A 1,468-nucleotide genomic window follows, 5' to 3' on the forward strand; every position below is an offset into this window, starting at 1 on the left:
TGCGGTAGCTTTGCCCTGATGCCGCTGGCTTGGCGTGACGTATTTCAGGCCGCTGTGTCGGTGCTCGTCGTTGTACCAGCGCACGAAGCGCAACACCCAGTCACGCGCTTGTTCCAGGCTCTCGAACGGGCGCTCCGGCCACATCGGGCAGTACTTCGCCGTGCGGAACAACGCTTCGGCATAGGCGTTGTCGTTGCTCACCCTGGGCCGGCTGTAGGAGGGCACCACGCCTAGGTCATACATCGCTGCCAGCATGGTGGCCCCTTTCATGGCCTTGCCGTTGTCCGAGTGCAGTACCAGCGGACGACCCGCGGTCTGCTCCCGCAAACAGCCGTGCATCAGCAGGCGGCTGGCGTGCTCAGCCGTCTGGCTCTCATGCACCTCGTTGGCGACCAGCTTGCGGCTATAGATATCCTTCATCATGTACCAGTAGAAGAACTTGCCCTTGACCGTGGTCGGTAGCCAGGTAATGTCCCAACACCACACCTGGTTCGGACCCGTAGCCCGGTGCGTCGTCAGCGGGCGCACGCACGGGGCCTTGCTGCGGCCGCGCCGACGGCTTTGTCCCGCTGCATGCAGCACCCGGTAGATCGTCGATACCGATCCCACGTAGATACCCTCATCCGCCAGCTTTGGCACGATCTGGTGCGGCGTCAGGCTCGCGTAACCTGGCTGGTTCGCCGCCTTCAGCACCGCCTGCCGTTCTGCTTCGCTGAACTTGTTGGCCGGTGCCTCGCGACGCGCTTCCAGCCGCCCGTCGGCGGGGGCTTGCCGCCAGCGCTGCAAGGTCCGCCCGGTCAAACCGAGCGCCTCGCAGGCCTTCTCCTGCCGGGCCCCGGCGCTCACCGCTTCGTCGATCAACTCTATGGCTTCCAAGCGATCCGGGGTGCTGATCAGTCTTCCTCGTCCCGTCCCCAGATCGCTGCGGCTTTTTTTTGCAAGACCAGCAGTGCTGCCGTCTCCGCCAGCGCCGCATTCTTGCGCTTGAGCTCGCGTTCCAGTTCACGCACTCGCCTGCGCGCCGCTTCGTCTTCCCGCCGCTGTGCCAGCGTTCGCTTGACGGGCGCAGCCGCATTGGCCTGCTCGCACGCCTCACGCCATTGCTGAACCTGCTCTGGCTGGATGCCTTTGCCGCGGCAGTATTCCGACAACTCCGCTTCGCTTAGCGGCGCTGTCTCCAACACCACGCGGAACTTGTCCGCGCTGCTCCATTGATCACTTTGCTTTCCGTCACCCGGCACAATTCTTCCTGCTTCTCTCGCCATCCTGCGCCAAGTCCGCAAGGTCACTGTCGTGATCCCTGTGGCCTTGGCCAACTCCACTACCGACCGGTTCAGCGGCGGCATCATCTGCTCCACCACCCATTCCCGATGCTCGGTTGCATATCGTGTCATCACCTATTCGCACACCGCCCTCCATTTTGCTTCACCAAGGAGACCGAGGCGACAAGTATCCTGACATGGAGGGC

At 63.4% G+C, this 1,468-nt stretch carries 2 protein-coding genes; both read right to left on the minus strand.

The features are described 5' to 3' along the window. The coding region (locus ACYP5B_RS07325; protein ID WP_459569132.1) for an IS3 family transposase at positions 1-918 on the minus strand (918 nt) is incomplete at its 3' end. Continuing rightward, on the minus strand, positions 894-1,358 hold the full coding sequence (locus ACYP5B_RS07330; protein WP_459569131.1) for a hypothetical protein: 465 nt from the start codon (positions 1,356-1,358) through the stop codon (positions 894-896). The genes ACYP5B_RS07330 and ACYP5B_RS07325, both read right to left, overlap by 25 nt. Positions 1,359-1,468 lie beyond the last annotated feature (110 nt).

The organism is Cupriavidus sp. 8B (genome assembly GCF_054589115.1).